19 protein-coding genes are annotated in these 20714 nt (G+C 52.5%); 13 read left to right on the forward strand and 6 right to left on the reverse strand.

Annotated features, from left to right (window positions below):
• Positions 1 to 22: 22 nt before the first annotated feature.
• The 8 genes from urtA (at position 23) to MT343_RS14285 (ending at position 6827) form a co-directional block, all read left to right on the forward strand.
• Positions 23 to 1276, forward strand: coding sequence for an urea ABC transporter substrate-binding protein (gene urtA, locus MT343_RS14250; protein ID WP_145465975.1), 1254 nt, complete (start codon positions 23 to 25; stop codon positions 1274 to 1276).
• A 57-nt stretch (positions 1277 to 1333) separates the two neighbouring features.
• Positions 1334 to 2260 (forward strand): urea ABC transporter permease subunit UrtB, encoded by a 927-nt coding sequence (gene urtB / locus MT343_RS14255; RefSeq protein ID WP_145465976.1) that lies wholly within the window; start codon positions 1334 to 1336, stop codon positions 2258 to 2260.
• A gap of 9 nt (positions 2261 to 2269) precedes the next feature.
• Positions 2270 to 3457, forward strand: coding sequence for an urea ABC transporter permease subunit UrtC (urtC, locus tag MT343_RS14260; RefSeq protein WP_145465977.1), 1188 nt, complete (start codon positions 2270 to 2272; stop codon positions 3455 to 3457).
• Positions 3441 to 4205 (forward strand): urea ABC transporter ATP-binding protein UrtD, encoded by a 765-nt coding sequence (urtD, locus tag MT343_RS14265; RefSeq protein WP_145465978.1) that lies wholly within the window; start codon positions 3441 to 3443, stop codon positions 4203 to 4205. Before urtC ends, urtD begins: the two co-directional genes overlap by 17 nt.
• 21 nt (positions 4206 to 4226) lie before the next feature.
• Complete coding sequence (urtE, locus tag MT343_RS14270) at positions 4227 to 4916, forward strand: urea ABC transporter ATP-binding subunit UrtE (protein WP_145465979.1); 690 nt, start codon at positions 4227 to 4229, stop codon at positions 4914 to 4916.
• 122 nt (positions 4917 to 5038) lie between these two features.
• Positions 5039 to 6271, forward strand: a complete 1233-nt coding sequence (fmdA, locus tag MT343_RS14275) for a formamidase (protein WP_145465980.1) — start codon at positions 5039 to 5041, stop codon at positions 6269 to 6271.
• A gap of 14 nt (positions 6272 to 6285) precedes the next feature.
• Positions 6286 to 6660 (forward strand): zinc ribbon domain-containing protein, encoded by a 375-nt coding sequence (locus MT343_RS14280; RefSeq protein ID WP_145465981.1) that lies wholly within the window; start codon positions 6286 to 6288, stop codon positions 6658 to 6660.
• Positions 6642 to 6827, forward strand: coding sequence for a hypothetical protein (locus tag MT343_RS14285; protein ID WP_145465982.1), 186 nt, complete (start codon positions 6642 to 6644; stop codon positions 6825 to 6827). The genes MT343_RS14280 and MT343_RS14285 overlap by 19 nt, the downstream gene beginning before the upstream one ends.
• On the opposite strand, the gene MT343_RS14290 is transcribed toward MT343_RS14285, so the two are convergent.
• On the reverse strand, positions 6824 to 8710 hold the full coding sequence (locus MT343_RS14290) for a DEAD/DEAH box helicase (RefSeq protein WP_145465983.1): 1887 nt from the start codon (positions 8708 to 8710) through the stop codon (positions 6824 to 6826). The genes MT343_RS14285 and MT343_RS14290 overlap by 4 nt on opposite strands.
• A 407-nt stretch (positions 8711 to 9117) precedes the next feature.
• Between MT343_RS14290 and MT343_RS14295 the strand changes: the two genes are divergently transcribed.
• Both MT343_RS14295 and ppnP read left to right on the forward strand, forming a co-directional pair.
• The gene (locus MT343_RS14295; protein WP_145465984.1) at positions 9118 to 11199 is read left to right on the forward strand and encodes an ATP-binding protein; all 2082 of its coding nucleotides are present in this window, start codon (positions 9118 to 9120) and stop codon (positions 11197 to 11199) included.
• 71 nt (positions 11200 to 11270) lie between these two features.
• On the forward strand, positions 11271 to 11552 hold the full coding sequence (ppnP, locus tag MT343_RS14300) for a pyrimidine/purine nucleoside phosphorylase (protein WP_145465985.1): 282 nt from the start codon (positions 11271 to 11273) through the stop codon (positions 11550 to 11552).
• A gap of 37 nt (positions 11553 to 11589) precedes the next feature.
• Here the strand turns inward: ppnP and MT343_RS14305 are convergent, their stop codons facing one another.
• On the reverse strand, positions 11590 to 14253 hold the full coding sequence (locus tag MT343_RS14305) for a putative bifunctional diguanylate cyclase/phosphodiesterase (protein WP_145465986.1): 2664 nt from the start codon (positions 14251 to 14253) through the stop codon (positions 11590 to 11592).
• Between the two features lie 26 nt (positions 14254 to 14279).
• Complete coding sequence (locus tag MT343_RS14310) at positions 14280 to 14933, reverse strand: flagellar brake protein (protein WP_145465987.1); 654 nt, start codon at positions 14931 to 14933, stop codon at positions 14280 to 14282.
• A 178-nt stretch (positions 14934 to 15111) separates the two neighbouring features.
• Between MT343_RS14310 and MT343_RS14315 the strand changes: the two genes are divergently transcribed.
• Together MT343_RS14315 and MT343_RS14320 are read left to right on the forward strand one after the other, a co-directional pair.
• Complete coding sequence (locus MT343_RS14315; RefSeq protein WP_145465988.1) at positions 15112 to 15369, forward strand: DUF3820 family protein; 258 nt, start codon at positions 15112 to 15114, stop codon at positions 15367 to 15369.
• 11 nt (positions 15370 to 15380) lie between these two features.
• Positions 15381 to 16085 carry a glutamine amidotransferase-related protein gene (locus tag MT343_RS14320; protein WP_145465989.1) on the forward strand — a complete coding sequence of 235 codons (705 nt, stop codon included), beginning with the start codon at positions 15381 to 15383 and terminating at the stop codon, positions 16083 to 16085.
• Positions 16086 to 16138: 53 nt separating this feature from the next.
• On the opposite strand, the gene MT343_RS14325 is transcribed toward MT343_RS14320, so the two are convergent.
• Together MT343_RS14325 and MT343_RS14330 are read right to left on the reverse strand one after the other, a co-directional pair.
• The gene (locus tag MT343_RS14325; protein ID WP_145465990.1) at positions 16139 to 16372 is read right to left on the reverse strand and encodes a GNAT family N-acetyltransferase; all 234 of its coding nucleotides are present in this window, start codon (positions 16370 to 16372) and stop codon (positions 16139 to 16141) included.
• A 71-nt stretch (positions 16373 to 16443) separates the two neighbouring features.
• Positions 16444 to 16794, reverse strand: coding sequence for a DUF3301 domain-containing protein (locus tag MT343_RS14330; RefSeq protein ID WP_145465991.1), 351 nt, complete (start codon positions 16792 to 16794; stop codon positions 16444 to 16446).
• A gap of 478 nt (positions 16795 to 17272) precedes the next feature.
• Between MT343_RS14330 and MT343_RS14335 the strand changes: the two genes are divergently transcribed.
• A complete protein-coding gene (locus tag MT343_RS14335; protein WP_145465992.1) occupies positions 17273 to 17545 on the forward strand; it encodes a hypothetical protein in 273 nt (90 codons plus the stop codon).
• A gap of 116 nt (positions 17546 to 17661) precedes the next feature.
• Here the strand turns inward: MT343_RS14335 and MT343_RS14340 are convergent, their stop codons facing one another.
• Positions 17662 to 20709 carry an efflux RND transporter permease subunit gene (locus tag MT343_RS14340; protein WP_145465993.1) on the reverse strand — a complete coding sequence of 1016 codons (3048 nt, stop codon included), beginning with the start codon at positions 20707 to 20709 and terminating at the stop codon, positions 17662 to 17664.
• Between the last annotated feature and the right edge of the window lie 5 nt (positions 20710 to 20714).

Consider the following 20714-nt stretch of genomic DNA (forward strand, 5'->3'; position numbering starts at 1 on the left):
TCAGTCATCAAGAGGCCTGACTATGCACTCCAAATCCAAACCTTTTAACGGCAGCGTCCGCCGTCGTTTTTTACAGAACCTGCTGGCAATACCTGCAGCCGTTATGCTCGCCAATGCCAGCCTGCCAGCTTATGCCGACAGTGCTAACAGCACAGGTCTGGCCGTTACCGATAAAACTGTAAAGGTCGGTATTCTGCACTCAGTAACCGGCACCATGGCCATCAGTGAGACCGGTTCGGTGCAGGCAGAAAAGCTGGCCATCGAACAAATCAACGCCATGGGCGGTGTGCTGGGCCGTAAAATCGAATTTATTCAGGAAGATGGCGCCAGTGACTGGCCGACCTTTGCTGAGAAATCAAAGAAACTGCTGATTAACGATAAAGTCGCGGCAGTATTTGGCTGCTGGACCTCAGCATCACGTAAAGCCGTACTGCCGATTTTCGAACAGTATAACGGCATGCTGTATTACCCGACCTTTTATGAAGGTCTGGAACAATCCCCTAACGTTATTTATACCGGCCAGGAAGCAACCCAGCAGATTCTTGCCGGTATCGACTGGGTAGTAAAAGAAAAAGGCGCTAAATCTTTCTTCCTGCTCGGCTCAGATTACATCTGGCCACGTACCTCCAACAAAATCGCGCGTAAGCATATCGACAAACTCGGCCTGAAAGTCAGTGGCGAAGAGTATTACCCGCTGGGTCACACCCAGTTCAACTCGGTCATCAACAAGATCAAGCTGAAAAAACCGGACGTGATCTTTGCCTCAGTTGTGGGTGGTTCCAACGTTGCGTTTTATAAGCAGCTGAAAGCCGCCGGTATTGATATGACCAAAGAAAAACCACTGGTACTGACTATCTCCGTTACCGAAGACGAGATTCTGGGTATTGGTGGTGAAAACATCGAAGGTGCTTACGCCTCGATGAAATACTTCCAGAGCCTGACCAACGACAACAACAAAAACTTTGTTAAAGCCTTTAAAGAACGCTGGGGCAAAGACATCGTTATTGGTGACGTAACCCAGGCAGCTTACCTTGGCCCATGGCTGTGGAAAGCCGCCGTTGAAAAAGCCGGTTCCTTTGATATCGACAAAGTTCGTGCGGCCTCTCCGGGCATTGAACTGAAAACCGCTCCGGAAGGTTATGTACGGGTTCATGAAAACCATCACTTATGGTCAAAAACCCGTATTGGTAATGCCCAGGCTGATGGTCAGTACAAAATTGTGTACGAAACCAAAGACCTGATCGAACCAGACCCATTCCCAGCCGGTTACAAGTAAGACATTAAGCGGCCTGCGGGCCGCTGCTTACCCGCTTTATTCACCGGAGAATTCATTATGTTTGCTGATTACACCATGACCGAGCTGACCTCGATCTTTGCCATGCAGGGGTTTGCCGGGCTGATTTTATTTTCTGTATTTGTACTGATGGCGCTGGGTCTTGCCATTATTTTCGGCCAGATGGGCGTTATTAATATGGCGCACGGCGAATTTATGATTCTCGGTGCCTACGTTACCTACCTTACCTCAACCCTGTTTGCCGAATATCTGCCATCCATTTATGGCAGTTACTTTTTTATCGCAATGATATTTGCCTTTATCGTCACCGCGGCCCTTGGCGCCCTGGTCGAATGGGCGATTATCCGCCACCTGTATAAGCGTCCGCTGGATACCCTGCTGGCTACCTGGGGTCTGAGCCTGATTTTGCAGCAATTGTATCGCAGCGTATTTGGTGCCCGTGAGGTCGGTGTCACCCTGCCTGACTGGCTGATGGGTTCTTACGCACTGAACGACAGCATTGAAATTCCGATTAACGGTTTATTCGTTATGGGCCTGACCATTGTCATCACCGTTGGTGTTGCCTTAATGATGCAGAAATCCCGCCTCGGCAAACAAACCCGCGCGGTCGTACAGAATCGCCCGATGGCCGCCGCAGTCGGTATTAATACCGAAAAAGTCGATCGCATGACCTTCGCTCTCGGTTGCGGTATTGCCGGTATCGCCGGTTCTGCCTTCACCATGATCGGTTCGACCGGCCCAACCTCCGGTCAGCTTTATATTGTCGATACATTCCTGGTCGTTGTGTTCGGTGGTGCATCCAGCCTGATTGGTACTGTTGCCTCCGCATTTACCATTTCACAGGCGCAGTCGACGATGGAATTTTTCCTCAGCGGCTCGACAGCCAAAGTTCTTACCCTTCTGACCGTGGTTGGCATTCTGATGCTGCGTCCACAGGGTCTGTTCTCTCTGAAAATCCGCCGCTAGGAGTTTGTTATGACAAAAATCAAAGATTTTATCGGGCGTTATCAGCTCAGTCATTTACTGATTCTCGCCGTTATATTGTTAGTCGTTATGCCACTGGCGATGGATATTTTCCGCCTGAATCTGGTAGGTAAATATTTAACCTACGCCTTTGTCGCACTGGGTCTGGTTTTATGCTGGGGTTATGGCGGCATTCTCAGCCTGGGTCAGGGTGTATTCTTTGGCCTGGGTGGTTATTGCATGGCGATGTTTCTGAAGCTGGAAGCATCTTCACCTGAGCATACGGCTATTCAGTCAACACCGGGAATTCCTGATTTTATGGACTGGAATCAGCTGACTGCTTTGCCATGGTTCTGGGAACCTTTCCACAGTTTTGGTTTTACTTTACTGGCCGTTGTTCTGGTGCCAGCCCTGTTCGCATTTATCATTGGCGTGGCAATGTTTAAGCGCCGGGTCAGCGGTGTGTACTTTGCCATTATTACTCAGGCCATTGCCGCTATTCTGACAATTTTAATTATCGGTCAGCAGGGCTATACCGGCGGCGTTAACGGCATTACCGATTTACGCACACTGCACGGCTGGGATATCCGCACCGACAGCGCCAAATACATTCTGTATTTTATTAATGCGTTCCTGCTGATCGGCTGCCTGATTGCTGCACGCTACATTATCAAAAGCAAACTTGGACGGTTACTGGTTGCCATGCGTGAACGTGAAGACCGCGTGCGTTTTTCCGGTTACGACGTGTCCAGCTTTAAGATTTTTATCTACTGCGTTGCCGCTGTGTTTTCTGCCATTGGCGGAGCCATGTTTACCCTGCAGGTTGGCTTTATGTCACCTTCGTTTGTCGGCATCGTGCCTTCCATTGAAATGGTTATCTTCTGCGCCGTTGGTGGCCGCCTGTCGATTCTGGGTGCGGTTTACGGAACCTTACTGGTGAACTGGGCCAAAACCAGCTTTTCAGAATCTTTCCCCGAGTTATGGCTGTTTGCCATGGGCGCGCTGTTTATCGGCGTAGTAATGGCTTTCCCTAATGGCCTGGCAGGTCTGTATCAGACCTACGTTGAACCACGCCTGCAGCGTTTCAGAAAACCCGCACCGGCTGCCAGCCAGTCTCAGGTCGTCAGTCTTGAAGCCGGCAAAACCGCAACCACAACCAATTCTGCAGACAAGGAGTACAGCCATGCTGGAAACCAATAAATCCATTCCGCAAAAAGAATTTGTGCTGAGTATTGAAGGTCTGACAGTTTCTTTCGACGGTTTTAAAGCAGTAAACGATTTATCGCTGTATGTCGAAGAACAGGAAATCCGCGTCATTATCGGCCCAAACGGGGCCGGTAAAACCACGGTACTGGACCTAATCTGCGGACGTACAAAAGCCACTGAAGGCTCAATTAAATTCAAGGGCACGGAGCTGACCCGCCTGAATGAACACCAGATCGTGCATGCCGGTGTCGGGCGTAAATTCCAGAACCCGTCTATTTATGAAGACCTTACGGTATTCGAAAACCTCGAACTGTCTTTTCCCCGCGGTCGTAATGTCTGGGGGGCACTGACCTTTCGCCGCGACACTGAAGTAGTCGCCAAGGTTAAAGAAATTGCCGACATGATTTTCCTGGGTGACAAGCTCGATATGAACGCCGACCTGCTCAGCCACGGCCAGAAGCAATGGCTGGAAATCGGCATGCTGCTGATTCAGGACCCGGAGCTGTTAATGCTGGATGAACCTGTAGCCGGTATGTCGGTATCGGAACGCAAACAGACCGCCGAATTATTGCAGCGTATTACCAAAGACCGCTCGGTGCTGGTTATTGAACACGACATGCAGTTTGTCGCCGATATCGCCGACCGGGTAACGGTACTGCATCAGGGCCAGGTTCTGTCAGAAGGTTCCATGGAGCGGGTGCAATCCGATCCTAAAGTCATCGAAGTTTACCTCGGTCACTGATCTTAAAAGCGGAGTTATTTTATGTTCCAAGTATCCGATTACAGCGTTGCCTATGGTCAGAGTGATGTTATCCGCAATCTGAACCTGAGTATTAAACCCAAAGAAATTGTTGCCATTCTTGGCCGTAACGGCATGGGTAAAACCACGCTGATGAAATCATTAATCGGCATGATTCCCAGTAAAGAAGGCAGCCTGACACTGGCGGGCAAAGAATTATCCGGCCTGAAAAGTCACGAGCGCGTTGGTGCCGGTATTGGTTTTGTGCCGCAGGGGCGGATGATTTTCTCCACCATGACGGTATCAGAAAATATCGAAACCGGATTGACCAGCACAGGTGAACGCAAGATTCCTTCCGATCTGTACAGTTTATTTCCCGTTCTGGACGAAATGAAAAACCGTCGTGGCGGTAATTTATCCGGCGGACAACAGCAGCAGCTTGCCATTGCCCGCGCTCTGGCAAGCAATCCCAGCGTGTTACTGCTCGACGAACCGACTGAAGGTATCCAGCCATCCATTATTAAAGAAATGGCACGCACGCTGAAACAGATCCGCACTCAGCGCAATTTATCCATTCTGGTATCCGAGCAGGTGCTGAGCTTCGCCCTTGATATTGCCGACCGCATTCTGGTGATTGAAAAAGGCGCCATTGTGCTCGACGTTCCGGTCGCCGAGGCCGACCAGGCAACCATCAGCCGTTATTTATCCGTTTAAAAGAATATGCATGACGCCTGTTCAGCACATCACTGACAGGCATAAAAACTTTAACCGGCGTTTTCCAATTTGCGGTAATACGCTGAACCAAGAGGCTGTTAAGGCCACTCAAGGAGCAAACCATGACTGATACCATCATCAAGATTGATCTGAATAAATCCGCTTATGAGCACGACAATGTGCACAACCGCTGGCACCCGGATATTCCGATGGTTGCTACGGTAAAACCGGGCGATGATTTTATTGTTGAGTGTTTCGACTGGACCGGCGGACAAATTGAAAATAACGATGACGCCTCCGATGTCCGTGACGTTGACCTGACCAAGGTGCATTTTCTTTCGGGTCCGATTGCCGTAGAAGGCGCCGAACCCGGCGATCTTCTGGAGGTCGATATTCTCGATATTGGCGCCTTTGCTGAACAGCAATGGGGCTTTAACGGCTTCTTCTCCAAACAGAACGGCGGCGGTTTTCTGGATAATCATTTTCCGGAAGCGCAGAAATCCATCTGGGATTTTAACGGTATTTATACCAAGTCCCGTCATGTTCCCGGTGTCGAGTTCGCCGGTATTCTGCATCCCGGCCTGATTGGTTGCCTGCCATCCCGTGACATGCTGGATATGTGGAACACACGGGAAAAAGAACTGTTTGATACCGACCCGGAAAGAACACCGCAACTCGCCTGCCTGCCGTATGCAGAAACCGCACATATGGGCCGAATGAAAGGCGACGAGCGTAATTCCGCTGCGGCAGAAGGTGCCCGTACCGTACCTCCGCGTGAACACGGTGGTAACTGCGACATTAAAGATTTAACCCGCGGAGCCAAAGTGTACTTCCCGGTGTATGTTGACGGTGCCGGTTTATCCGTTGGCGATCTGCACTTCAGCCAGGGTGATGGTGAAATCACTTTCTGTGGTGCCATCGAAATGGCCGGCTGGATTCACATGCGGGTTAATCTGATTAAAGACGGTATGGCCAAATATCAGATTAAGAATCCGATTTTCAAACCGAGCCCGATGGTACCGAAATACGATGACTACCTGATCTTTGAAGGTATTTCGGTGGATGAAAATGGCAAACAGCATTATCTGGATACCAGTATTGCTTACCGCCAGGCCTGTCTGAATGCGATTAAATACCTCACCCAGTTTGGCTACAGCGAAGCACAGGGGTACGCGATTATTGGCTGTGCGCCGATTCAGGGCCATATCAGTGGGGTGGTGGATATTCCGAACTCCTGCGCCACCCTGTGGTTGCCGACGGATATTTTTGAATTTGATATCCAGCCGAATGCCAACGGGCCGGTTAAACATCTGGATGGTTCGGTTGATATTCCGAAAGCTCCGGATCTTAAATAAGGAGGAAGCCGCATATGCCACTGTATGACTACAAATGTCCGCAGCATGGTGTGTTTCAGGAACTGGCGAGCATGGAAAAGCATGATCAGCCAGCCGCCTGTCCACACTGCCAGACGCTGTCGGCGCGCATTATTATGCTGCCGCCACAGCTGGCCAGAATGCTGAAAGAAACCAAAGAAGCCATGGAGCGTAACGAAAAAGCGCAGCATGCACCGGAGGTTATGACCAGCAGCCAGTATCACGAACGTGAACAGGAAAAGCTGGCGCGCCATCAGCATAAACATCGTAATGGTTGCGGCTGCGAGCCTAAACGCCGCAGTAATCTGATGTATACCGCTGACGGCAATAAGATGTTCCCCGGCATGCGGCCATGGATGATCAGCCACTGATAATCCGCACACTTTCGTCTGTCCTTTTCCCCGGCTTTGCCGGGGCTTTTTATTTCTACGGGGAAAATATTGGTGTGGGGAAAAATACTGGCGCAGGAAATATTGGCAGATATAAAAAAACCGGCCAGTGGCCGGTTTTTTTATTAACGTTGCGCAGTCTTAATTAAGCTTCGCGACGCTTACGTGGAGCACGGGTACCCGGTGCCGGAGCGCCGTTATCGCGTGGCTTGCCACGGTGTGGTTTCTTGGCGAAACCGTCTTTCTGGCCTTCGGTACGACGCGGAGCACGGCGTGGAGCACCAGCACCACCCTGCGGTACTTCAGACTCTTTGTAGACTTTAATTTCCAGCGGACGACCACAAACGCGTGCTTTACGCAGTTTACCCATGGTCGGGGCCGGCATACCTTCCGGTAAATCGATCACGGCGAAATTATCAAAAATTTCGATATGGCCGATGTAATCACTGTCGAGGTCAGCTTCGTTAGCAACCGCGCCAACCAGGTTACCCGGCTTCAGACCGTCGTCATAACCAATGCCAACCATATAACGGGTCATTTCCACTTCCGGATGACCTTTTAATGGCTTCGGACGCTCTTCCGGCAGAGCCTTGCTGCGCGGACCACGCTCGCGTGAATCACCACGGGAATCACGGTCGCGGGACGGACGCTCACTGCGGCTTTCGTTACGCAGTTCACGCTCACGGGCGTCGGCCATACGGGCATCAGTCTGTTCATTAATAAACAGTGATTTTTCACCCTGCAGCAGAGCGGCCAGTGCGGCAGCAACGTCCAGTGCATCGACCGGGTTCTGACTGAGAATGGTCTCAATCATTTCGCGGTACTGGTTATTACGCTCAGGATGAATGGCATCCAGAATCTGTGCCTGGAAGCGTTCACGGCGTTTTTCGTTAACCATTTTGGCGGTCGGCAGTGGCATTTCTTCAATGCTCTGACGGGTCGCTTTTTCGATATCGCGCAGCATGCGTTTTTCACGGCCACGAACAAACACAATGGCTTCACCATTACGGCCCGCACGACCGGTACGGCCAATACGGTGAACGTAGGATTCGGTATCCTGCGGAATATCGTAGTTGATTACGTGGCTGATACGTTCAACGTCCAGACCACGGGCAGCAACGTCTGTCGCAACAATAATATCGAGCTGACCGGCTTTCAGTTTTTCTACCGCTTTTTCACGCAGCGCCTGTGGAATGTCACCGTTTAGTGGTGAACATTTAAAGCCGTTAGCCTGCATAAAATCAGCGACTTCTTCAGTTGCCTGTTTGGTGCGGACAAACACCATCATGGCGTCAAATTCTTCGGTTTCGGCAATACGCAGCAGTGCATCATTTTTATGAGCACCGGCAACAAACCAGTAACGCTGACGAATTTTATCGTTGGTGGTGGTTTTGGTCTGAATTTTTACTTCAACCGGATCTTTCAGGTGTGTTTCAGCAACGCGCTGAATTTCACGCGGCATAGTCGCGGAGAACAGAGCCACCTGACGGGTACGCGGCGTGTGTTCCAGAATCCAGTTCACGTCGTCGATAAAGCCCATGCGCAGCATTTCGTCGGCTTCGTCCAGAACCACGGCTTTAATATCGGCCAGGTTCAGGGTGCCGCGACGCAGGTGATCCATGACACGACCCGGAGTACCCACAACCCACTGCGGACCACGCTTCAGTTCACGCAGCTGGCTGCCGTAATCGGAACCACCATAAATAGCAGTAACACCAATACCCGGAATGTATTTGCTGTAGGTTTTGATGGCTTCAGCCACCTGTTGTGCCAGCTCACGGGTAGGCGCCAGACACAGAACCTGTGGCGAATTAAAATCAGCCTGGGTGCGGCTCAGCAGTGGCAGTGCGAAGGCAGCGGTTTTACCGGTACCGGTCTGAGCCATGCCCAGAACGTCTTTGCCTTCCAGCAGTGGGGGAATACTTTCGGCCTGAATCGGAGACGGAGCTTCGTAGCCCAGCTCTTCCAGAGTACGAAGAATAGAAAAAGGTAAACCCAGGCTCGCAAAGCCTGTAGGAGTAGAATCGGTCATATTGTACCTGTGTAGTAGAGGAAGGGCTTGGCCGTTCTGGTTCGCACTCTACTGCTCACACGGCTAGGCCCGACTCGTCGGTTTTCTTAAGGGGGGCGTACTATATAGGAAACCCTGCCCGCTCGCCTTAATTATTTTGTCCCGGTGTAACAATTGTCTGGTTGTAAAGGGAGCAATTGTTCCTCTTCTGCAGCAGCCGGACACAGGTTCAGATGTGGCCACACGTGCCAGTTATCTGCATGCGGCTGAATTTAAAGCCCTTTCAGTGCTGACGGGCGGGCATCTTATTGTGAATAGTGTCAGAATTGACGCTACGCAAGCCGCACAGTTACTGCTAGTCTGGCTTTAGCGCTGATTCAACAGGCTCAGGTGTCAGCAGGCCCAAGATTGGTATCAAGATGTAAAACATGAATATCAAAAACCGTATTCTTCTGTGTGTCATCATTCTGCAGATTGCAGGCTTTACTGCCCTGCTGCTGCATTACAACAGCCGCGCCAGCAACTCCGTTCTGGAGTTCAACCGTCAGCAGATAATGTCAGCCGTTGTGGCCAGTGTTCACCATCTGGATGCAACCGCCGCACAAATGGAGCGCACCGCTCTCGGGCTGGCACGCAGCGGCGAGCATCACCAACAGCAGCATCACCGTACACATCCGGCAGAGGTTCGCGCTGTCCTGCAAAAATTACTGGTGCGCACCTTTCAGTCATTCGATCAGGCACTGGGTGGCGGCATCTGGTTTGAGCCTTACACCATTGATCCGGATGCCCGCTACTTTGGCCCTTACGCCTACCATAACGGCCAGGATGTTATGGCCACCTGGGATCTGAGCAGCGAGCGTTACGATTACCTTAACCAACCCTGGTACAGACTGGCGATTCCTGCCGACTGGCCGCGCGACCAGCCACGTAATGCCGATCTTTTCTGGAGCCCGCCTTACGTAGATAACGCCGGCACTGAAGCTCTGATCATGACCGTGGATGCGCTGATGTACGACAACCAGCAACAGCTGATCGGCATTGCCACCGTCGACTGGGCTATGGATGAACTGCGTCAGCAGGTACGTGAACTCAAACTGACGCCGGGCACGCGCCCTTTTCTGCTGCATCAGAGCAGCGGCCGCTATCTGGTTGGCCCGGAGCAAAACAGCGAATTAAACACCATCGTTAACAACAGCAATCTGCTGAACCTGAAGACCAGTAACGCCAGTGAGCTGCAGGAAAAAGACGGCGAATATCTGTTTGCCGCCCGCAGTCAGACCGGTCTGGTGCTGGGCGTGCGCATCCCCTATGCCGACCTGGCCCTGGCCGTACAACAACGGCTGGCTGACGGTATGACCATCAACATCGGCATCGCCGTGCTGTTTATTTCCATTATGGCGCTGGTACTGGAAGTGCTGTTCCGTCCGTTCGAACAGATTCTGAACCGCCTGCAAAGTACAGTGGCCTACAACCGTGAGGCCAGTCAGCCGTCGTTCCGTCCGCTGCAATACGATGCCGACAACGAGTTCACACCAATCGTTAACGCCTTTAACACCCTGGTCGGCCAGGTTGATCAGTTCACCCGCCGTCTGTCAGACAGCAACAATCAGCTGCAGGCTGAGCAACAGCGGGTTGAAGAGCTGAACACCACCCTCGAATCCAAAGTAGAAGAACGTACGCGCGAACTGGAGCAGAAAAATGCCGAGGCCAATGAATCGCTGCGTAAATTGAAGCTGACGCAGCAACAGCTGGTGAATCTGGAAAAACACGCGGCATTAGGCGAAGTCGTCGCCGGTCTGGCGCATGAAATCAACACCCCGCTGGGTATCAGTGTTACTGCGGTCAGCGCACTGGAAGACCAGCTGAAAGAGATTGCCCAGCAGTTCCGCAACGGACAACTGAATAAAGCAACCTTTGATGATTTTATTCAGTTCTCGGAAGAAGGCGTGCAGATTACCGCCGATAACCTGCGTCGTGCTGCTGATCTGGTGGCACGCTTCAAACAGGTGGCCGTCGACCAGTCAAGCGAACAGCGGCGGGATTTTGAGCTGGGCGATTATCTGCAGAGCATCATTGTCTCTCTGCGGCCGAATTATAAATACCGCCCGATTGATGTCAGTGTTGAATGCCCACAGCGTATTTTTATCAGCGGTTATCCCGGTGCTGTGGCGCAGATATTCACCAATCTGATGATGAACTCACTGACCCACGCGTTTGATGACAACAGCTCAGAGCGTGGCCAGATTCATATAGAAGCACAGCAGCGCGATCAGCAGGTAGAAATCACCTTCAGTGATAATGGCCGCGGTATGGATGAAGACACCCTGAAGCAATTGTTTGATCCGTTCTTTACCACCAAGCGCAATCAGGGCGGCAGCGGTATAGGTGCCTATATTATTCAGGATCTGGTCAGCCACCAGCTGCATGGCTCGCTCGAAGTCAGCAGTGCTCCCGGACAGGGTACACGCTTTGTTATCCGCTTCCCGCTGAGCCGGCAGAGCGCCGACTGAGCAGAGCGCTGATTGCCGCCCGGCAGCGGATGCGTATAATCGCCACTCCAATTCACGAGGAGTGCTTAACTGTGCTGAAAGTAAACGAATATTTTGATGGCAAGGTAAAGTCTATTGCCCTGCAAACCGCGACTCTGCCAGCGACTGTTGGCGCAATGGAAGCCGGTGAATACGAATTTGGCACCAGCCAGAAAGAAGTGATGACTGTCGTTTCCGGCAGCATGGACGTACTGCTGCCAGGCGCCAGCGAATGGCAGACCTTCGCTCAGGGCGAATCTTTCGAAGTGCCGGCCAACGTTAAATTCCAGGTAAAAATGGCGACTCAGACCGCCTATTTCTGTACCTACGAATAAGCGACTGGCACGCAAGCGGCCAGCCCTGCTGGCCGCTTCAGTGCTGTAACAACAGTGCCAGTTCAGCCAGCGGCAATGGCCGGCTGAAATAAAACCCCTGATAGGTTTCACAACCGTTACTGCGTAAAAACTCCAGCTGCGGTGCCGTTTCCACCCCTTCTGCCAGAATCTGCAAACCCAGCCCGCGCGCCATATTAATAATGGTGCTGGTGATCACCCGCCCTTCTTCTTCACGCTCAACACTGTTAATAAAACTGCGGTCAATTTTCAGTTTATCGACCCGATAACGGTGCAGATACGCCAGCGACGAATAGCCGGTGCCGAAGTCATCCACCGCCAGCATCACCCCCAGCGCTTTAAGTCCGGCAATGGTCGACAGCACCTGCGCGGTCGGTTCCAGCAAAGCCCCTTCGGTGATTTCCAGTTCCAGCCAGCTGGGATCAAGCTGATAGATATCCAGCAAGGCTTTAAGGCGCTCCACCAGTCCACCGGCAACAAAGGTCGGCTGAGTAATGTTGACCGCCAGAATCAGCGGAGCAATCCCCTGCTGCTGCCAGAGAGCAAGCTGCCGGCAGGCTTTATTCAGCACCCAGCTGTCCAGTTCCGGCATCAGGCCGTTGTCTTCTGCTACCGGCAGAAAACGTCCCGGCTGAATCATGCCTTCCTGTTCGTGCTGCCAGCGGATTAAAGCTTCAACACCGGTCACCCGGCCGCTGCGGATACAGACCTGTGGCTGATAATGCAGCTGCAGCTCGTCATCGCGCTGTAACGCATGACGCAGTTCATTACCCAGCTCCAGCCGGTCAGTCGCCGCCTGAGTCAGGTCATTGGTATAAAACTGATAATGGTTACGGCCTTTGCTCTTGGCCTGATACATCGCCACATCGGCATTACTGATCAGCTGGGTAACATCACGGCCATGATCGGGAAACAGCGTGATACCCAGGCTGGCGCCAATAAACAGTTCGCGGCCGATACCCACATCAAAAGCACTGGCGAACAACTGCTGAATAATCTCAGCCACGCGTCTGACCTGATCCTCGCTGACGATATTTTCCAGCACCACCACAAACTCATCACCGCCCTGCCGTACCACGGTATCAGAGTCACGCAGGCGTTCACGCAACCGCCGGGCACACTCCTGCAGCAGACGGTCGCCGGCCGGATGGCCAAGGCTGTCATTAATGTGTTTGAAATGATCCAGATCGATGGTGATCACGGCGACTTTACGCCGTTTCTGAGTTGCCAGATCAATGGCAGTCTGCAGCTTAACCAGCAGCGAGCTGCGGTTGGGCAGACCGGTGAGTGAATCGTAATGGGCCAGATAATCCAGCTGCTGCTCGGATTCTTTCTGACGTGAAATATCGGCAAACACCGCCACATAATGGCTGATTGCCTGACGCTCATCACGGACACTGGTTACCGTTAAAAACTGCGGAAACACCTCGCCGTTCTTACGCCGGTTCCACACCTCGTCACGCCAGAATCCCTTTTCCTGCACTTCACGGCGGATATCCTGCAAAACGTTACGCTGTCGCCGCTCGGGGTTGAGCATATCCACAGACCGGCCACGAACTTCCTCTTCACTGTAACCGGTAATGGTGCTGAAGGCCGGATTGACCGCTTCAATCAGACCATCCGGATTGGTAATCACCACCCCTTCCATGGTGGATTCAAATACCCGCGCCGACTGCTGCAACCGCTGCTCACGGGCATGAGCCTCGGTAATATCCTGCACGGTACCGACCCGTGCCACAGCAATGCCGTTTTCGTTTACCAGAATTTCGCCGATGCCGTGAATCACTTTGACCAGCCCTGACGGCGTGCAGATGCGATAAGTCATATCAGAGGGTTGCAGCGTTTTCAGGCTGTGCTGCAACGTGCTGATAACCCGGTCCTTATCTTCCGGATGCAGATAGGCAATGTAATGTTCAAGGCTGACCTGAGTGATCTGTGGGCTGAGCTCAAAAATTTCGCCCGCCTGAGGGGTAAAGGTGATGCAGTTGTTGAGTACGTCATCGTACCAGCTGCCGATTCTGGCCAGACGTTCAGTCTGCAGCAATGAGCGCTCACGCTGCTCAAGATGATTCATAACCGCCAGACGGTCGACCACCAGAAAACAAAGCTGGGTAAAGGTTGAAAGCAGCGAGCGCTCACCTTCACCCGGTACCGGCGTGGCAGCATTAAAGCCCAGCAACATACAGCCAGCGGCATTATGACCGCCGGTAACCGGCAACAGCAGCACCTGATCACAAGCCATCGCCTGCAGCACCAGGCGTTCATCCTCACCCGGCGCTTGCGCTGCTGACAGCAACCGTGGCTGCTGGCCATTAACCAGCCCACACCATTGCTCCCGCTGCGCGACAAGCCCGTGTAATTTTCCTGTGCTGGCTTCATCCTGACTGGCCAGAATGCACAACGGCTGCGTATGAACACCTTGCGGGCATAACAACAGAGCGATCTGAGAAGCCTGTAAATGGGCAGCAATCCGCTGTAAAGAGGATTGCAGATCGGCGCTTAAGGTAGCGGAGCGACTGTGTAAAAAACGCTGCGCACTGCTTTCCAGCAACGACTCCAGCCGCGCACTGACAACCAGGGCCGGTTTCTGCAACCCGTTATCAGGCGCTTTGCCGCTGATCAGATCTTTCCAGATCTGACTCCAGTGGTCCTGCCGGTCGGCAGAAAATGACATACCAGTCATGCAACTACTCCAGAACTGGAAAACGGCTACTGCCGGTGGATATTGGAAAGCACGTAAGCGTGCAATGTGATGCGATCAGAATCACTCATAGCCTGAAACTGCAGCCCAACGCCGACGCCGCCGGTTTCTTTCGTAATCGCGCGGACAATAGCGTCGAGCTTAATAATGCGTTCAATACCACTGACCGCCACCTGCGCCGTGAGCTGAACATTTTCACCAACCTCGACCGGCAGCATCTTTGCTTCCAGACGCGCACCACCCAGGCTCAGGTCTTTAATCATGGCTGAACATTTCTGCGCGAAGTTATCGCCGTAATGTACCGACGTAATCAGCGCGACCTTGGCCCGGACCGAGCTGCGTACTTCACCCAGCACCAGAGAAGATGGCATTGCCAGATGCAGGTGCGGATAAGGTGCACGGGAAATATGCGTAATTTCGGTACGGAAGGCACAGGCACAATTCATTTGCGTGGCAAATAAACGCACAGCCAGTGGTGCTCCGAGCTTAAGCACCATGGGTGAGCCATTAACAAGTGGTGTGGTAACAACAATGCTTTGTCCGGCGCGATAGCCAATAAGAACGGACCTGTCACGTTCCGTGGTATAGCCCTCAAAATCCAGCTGCAACGGCTGGCCCGGCGTCAGCCGCAGATCCTCAAATCGTGTATTTTTTTCTTCCATGCCCGGTACATCTGGCCAAAGTGGTTATTGATACTTTAGTGTAGACCAGAAAAATGCCTGACAAAGTGCCCAAGCGTTTTGCAGCACTTGCAGGCTGCGCGACCACCGCTCATCATGTCGATGGTCACACCACAAACTGATGGGAATGGCCCCTTTTAACAGCATTCTGAGGTAGCCTGTGTTTGATAAATCCGACCTGCTCCGTCTGGTCACCATGACCATGCCCTTTGGCAAATATCAGGGGCGGGTGCTGATCGATATTCCCGAAGAATACCTGTTGTGGCTGAATAACAAGGGCATGCCGGCCGGCCAGCTGGGCATGCTGCTGGCATTAGCGCTGGAAATTAAAATCAACGGTCTGGAAGATATTCTCAAACCGTTACGCGGCCAGTCAGCGACTGTACTGGTCAACCCTGCTTCCGACACTCTGCACTGACGACACACGCTATGAAAACGCTGGGCCTGCTGGAAACCGATACCCTCTACCCCGATTTGCTGGACGAATACCGTTCGTACGGCAATATGTTCACGCAATTTTTTTCCCGTCTGGGCATTCCCCTCGAATACCGCTTTTATCAGGTACAACAAGGGGAATTACCGCAGGATATAAAAGAATGCGACGCTTACCTGATTACCGGCTCCAAAGCCGGTGTCTATGACGACCTGCCGTGGATTGCACCGCTGCAGGACTGGATCAGACAAGCCTACGCCCAGCACAGCAAAATGATTGGTATCTGCTTTGGTCACCAGCTGCTGGCGCACACCCTCGGCGGTTATGCTGCGCGCAGCGATAAAGGCTGGGGCATCGGCGTGCACACCACCCGTATTGAACAGCGTCCGAGCTGGCTCAACGATGACCTGTCGCATTTACGTCTGATATACAGCCACCGTGATCAGGTACTGACCCTGCCGCCTGAAGCACGGCGTCTGGCCAGCAGTGAATTCTGCGAAAATGCGGCGTTTTATATCGACCAGCGGGTGCTGACCTTTCAGGGGCACCCTGAATTTACGGTGGACTACACCCAGAAATTACTGCCACGGCGGGAAAACTGCATCGGCCCGGAGCTGTTCCGCGAAGGGATGAATACCCTCGCCCAACCTACCGATGCCGATAGCGTTGGACGCTGGCTGGCAGAATTTATCCGCCTATAAATTTATTCGCCGTTAAAAAAATTCTGAAAAATATCTGCTGGCCAGAACAGCCATCAGAGAAACTTACGCACATACCAGCAGCTGGCCTGAATGTCATACCCCTGACCCTTTGCCCAGGCCAGCCCTTCTTTTACCAGCTCTTCGGCCAGACCTTTACCGCGCAGACGGAAAGGCACATAGGTGTGGGTAAAATCAATCTGTTTGCCTTCAACCACATAGTCCAGCACACATTCGTGGCCGTCCTGTTCAATAATAAAACGCTGCTGCTCTGCCTGATGAATAACCATACAACCTCCGCCTATCAATAACCCGGCTTTAAATCTCCTGATCCTGAAATACCTGTCAGTACATTCCCGGATCAGTGAATACGATGCGCCTGTAACTCCAGCTTTGCCACCCGCCGGCCAATCAGCGTCAGCAGTCCCTGATAACGTTCATCACCGGTAGAAGAAAATTCGAAACGGTAAGTCCTTACCAACCGCCAGCCGCCGGGCTGACTGCGGCCCTCGCCTTTTACCAGCTGCAAAGATGGAATGCGGCGGATGCGTATCCGCTCCAGCACCAGGGTATCGTCCAGCAGCTGTACATCTTCCTGCTGACAATGACGACGCACCGACTGCAGCGCCAGAAGCCGCGCCTGCTGTTGCCGGTTCCAGAAAAGATACGCCAGCGCTACGCAGGCAAAAAAGAAAATCCAGCCAAGCATCATAATGTCCGCCTTTAATTCCGCCCTTGCGGACATAAATTACCGATGGGCAGAATATGGAGGCAAAGCGGGCAAATTAAAAGCCCGGATCAGCACCACTGTTGTCCCACGGCTTGGAATGAGATCGTGTCACTCCAGGCTGCAGCTTCATCGATTATTGTTTTTCAATCTGAAACGCCTTTCCGGGGCTCCGCCCCTGGCCCCCTGTAAGGAGAGGTATCTCCTTACGATCCTCTCTTTTCGGCGCGTCCGGCTTTATCCAGCCAACGGCAATAATTATGCGGCACGCAAAACAATTCGCCCCGGAACGACATTTTAAAATACCAATAATTTGTATCGTTCCGGGGCAGGGTTTTGCTCTGAAGGCCGCAGAATCATCTGGTTGTCTGGCGCCGCACGATCGCCGGTTACAGTAACCCGCTCAGCCGTATTTCATAGGAAACCGTGTTTGAGACATGATATTTAAAAGAATGCGTTTGATTTGAAAAACGGCATTGCGGTGACGGTTTTCTGCGCCTCTGGGGCCGCCGCAGAAACCGCTGAGATGTCTGGCCTGTCCGCAGGGATGCGGACAAGCGGCTCCGGCCATGGATGGCCGATGAGGCGCGCGGCCAGTAAATATCAAGGTTTCAAGGGTGACGGCCCAGAAAGCGCGAAGCTGGGGTCGGCCCGCCGGCAAGGGGATAAGTTCCCCTGGGAGGCATCGGCCTGGATGTTAAAAAATGCTGTTTTTATCAGTTATGGTGCTGATTAAAAACGGTGGGACGGTTGTGAGACAGCGACATAAAAAAGGCGGAAACCCACAAAAGGTTTCCGCCTTATTGGCCGCACGCATCAGCGCGGCGGCTTACACCTATGGTTCCTTACTGACTACGCCTCTGGCTCTTCCGGCATTTTACCCAGAAAACGGTACAGCACCGGCACCACTATCAGGGTCAGCAGGGTCGAAACCAGCAGGCCACCAATGATGGCCCAACCCATCGGCGACCACATGCTGGAGCCGGATAAGGTCAGCGGCAATAAACCACCAATAGTGGTCAGCGTGGTTAACACAATAGGTACAAAACGGGTTTGCGCCGCAGCGGCAATGGCTGCCAGTTGTTCCATACCTTCGCGCCGCATCTGGTTGGCATAATCCACCAGAATAATGGAGTTATTCACCACGATACCCACCAGCGAGGTCAGGCCGATAAAGGCGGTAAAACTGAAGGTATAGCCGGTAATAAACAACGCCAGCAAAGCGCCGATTAAGGCAAAAGGAATGGCGGCAAAAACAATTAATGGCTGCACAAAAGAACGGAACTGCAGCACCAGTACGGCAAAAATCCCGAATACCGCCAGAATCAGAGCCTGGGCCATACCGCCGAAAGCTTCTTTGCGGTTGGCCTGCTCACCGCCAATAGTAAAGTGCACACCTTCCGGCCAGGCATATTGCTGCAGTTGTTCAACCACGGCGTTAGTCACGGCTTCGGTGGTAAAACCCGGTAACACATCCGAGGTTACCCGTGCCATACGCTCGGTATCAAAATGCTGGAAGCGGGCAATGCTGGTTTCCAGTTCCAGACTGGCAACCTGCAAAAGCGGCACTAGTTTTCCCTGCGCGGTGGTGATCTGAATATCGTCAAAGGTCGCCAGCTCCGGACGCGGATATTCCGATAAACGCAGCACTAAATTGTATTCTTCACCGTCATCATCGCGGTAAACACCCATAGGTAAACCCACCAGTGCGGTACGGATGGTACGGTCGATGGTGCTGAGCGGAATACCCAGCATGGCGGCTTTATCACGGTTAATCTGCACATGCAGATCCACCTTATATTTGCCGACCGGATTATCCACACCAACGACGCCCGGGGTCTGCTCCATAATACTGGCGACATCCAGCGACACCCGCTGAATCTGCTTCAGCTCTTCACCCATAATGCGGATTTCAACCGGCGCCTCGACGGGAGGCCCCTGCATAAATTCCTTAACCGTAATCTGTGCACCGGCAATCCGGCCCAGCTCATCACGCAGGGATGAAACCAAAGGTTCGACCTGTGCCAGCTCATGCGCACTTAAGGTGACAAATAATTGCGCAAAATTCACCGTCTGCCGCGATGGCATAATGTTGTAATAAATCCGCGGATTACCGCGGCCAACGTTCTGCGCAATATCCACCACTAAAGGCTGTTTACGCACCAGCGCTTCAACCCGTTGTGCCATGGCTTCGGTCTGTTCAAAGCCACTGCCTTCCGGCATATCAATATTCACCAGAATCATTGGTTTTTCGGCTTTCGGAAACAGGCTGACACCGATTAACGGAAACAGCGACAACGAACCGATTAATAACGCCAGAGAAATACCCAGCACCCGCTTAGGTTTGGCCAGCGCGCGGTTCAGCCAGCGCAGATAAAAACCATCGGCGATTGCTTCCAGTTTTTTCTGGCTGCGGGTGGTGGTTTTTGCGGCTTTACCTAATTTACTCGCCAGTAACGGCGTTAAAGTCAGGGCAATTAATAACGATGCAAACAGGGTTAATACCACGGTAACCGGCATAGCGCGCATAAAAGTGCCGGAGCCATTCTGCATCAATAACATGGGTAAAAAAGACAGTACGGTGGTCAGCGTACCTGAAGCCACAGCCCAGGCTACCTGTGAACTGCCTTTAACCGCGGCTTCGGTCGGACTGTCGCCGTCACGTAAATGACGGGCAACGTTTTCCACCACCACGATGGCGTTATCCACCAGTAAGCCCAGCGCAATCACCAGCCCGACAATGGACATCTGCTGCAGACCAAAGCCGGCTAAATCGACCCAGCCAATGGCAATAAAAATCGATAATGGAATCGCCGCGACCACCACCAGCGCCGGACGCAGGCCCAGCACGATCAGTGACAATACAGCGACCAGAATCAGGCCCTGATTTAAATTATCAAAAAAACCGTCAATCTGACGCTCAACACTGAGCGACTGATCCATGACGGTTTTTAACGCAATATGCTGCGGCAGACGCTTATCAGTGTAGGTATCCAGCACCTTCTGAATGCCCTCGCGTACCTGAAAAATCTGGCTGCCTTTACGCTGCACCACAGAAATAAATACCGCTTTTTCGCCATTTAAACGCGCACGGTAACTGGGCAGACTTTCGGTTAACGAAATCTGCGCAATATCACGCAGATAAATCAGACGCTGGCCCTGACCGCGCACGGCTGTATCGCCGATAGCATCCAGCGATTCATAATCGCCACTGGTACGCACGGTAAAGCGCCGCTCACCGGCATTGGCGTGACCACCGGGTAAATTCTGCGCGGCACTGGCTACCGCCGCCTGAATTTCATTCAGGCTGATGCCCAGACCATTTACCTTGCGCTGATCGACCTGAATCTGCACTTCCAGTGTTGGCAGTGCGGCAATATCCACCCGCTTAACACCGCTGACGCGCTCCAGTTTTTGTTCCAGGGTTTCAGCGTGCTTTTTTAATTCCGGATAATCCGCCTGCTCTGATACCAGTGCCAATTGCAGAATACTGACATCGGCCGGGGATATTTTGTCGATATCCAGATCGACAATACTGGCCGGCAGCTGATCGCGTACCTGCGATACCGCGCCAACCACATCATCGTATTTATCATCAGGATCGGTGCCGTATAAAAACTCCACACGGATCACCACCAGACCATCTTCCACGCTGGTTTTAATTTCGCGCAGGTCATCCAGTTCATTCAGTGCTGCTTCCAGCGGATCAACCACCAGCTTTTCCATATCCAGCGGCGTTGTTCCCGGATTCACCACTTTGATTACGGCGGCAGAAAAATCGAATTGCGGGTCTTCTGAGCGCGGCATGGTAAAAAATGACACCACGCCAAGCAGCACCAGCAATAAAAACATTACCCAGGTGAACTGGTGATTGCGGATCGCGAGTTGAGGTAATTGCATAACCC

Origin of the sequence: Venatorbacter sp. C2-1 (assembly GCF_022832715.1) — a bacterium.
Taxonomy (GTDB): domain Bacteria; phylum Pseudomonadota; class Gammaproteobacteria; order Pseudomonadales; family Oceanobacteraceae; genus Venatoribacter; species Venatoribacter alkanivorans.